At 51.7% G+C, this 232-nt stretch carries 1 rRNA gene; it reads left to right on the top strand.

Annotated elements, in window-relative coordinates:
- A 23S ribosomal RNA gene (locus GM30_RS00685) occupies positions 1 to 232 on the top strand; the annotation flags it as partial.

Raw genomic sequence — 232 nt, 5'->3', positions numbered from 1 at the left:
ATAGGGGAGCCGAAGGGAAACCGAGTCTTAATTGGGCGTTAAGTTGCAGGGTATAGACCCGAAACCCGGTGATCTAGCCATGGGCAGGTTGAAGGTTGGGTAACACTAACTGGAGGACCGAACCGACTAATGTTGAAAAATTAGCGGATGACCTGTGGCTGGGGGTGAAAGGCCAATCAAACCGGGAGATAGCTGGTTCTCCCCGAAAGCTATTTAGGTAGCGCCTCGTGAA

The organism is Trabulsiella odontotermitis, assembly GCF_001188485.1.
Taxonomy (GTDB): Bacteria; Pseudomonadota; Gammaproteobacteria; order Enterobacterales; family Enterobacteriaceae; genus Trabulsiella; species Trabulsiella odontotermitis_A.
Note: the sequence above shows the minus strand (reverse complement) of the source record. Positions and strands in the feature narration are given on the sequence as shown.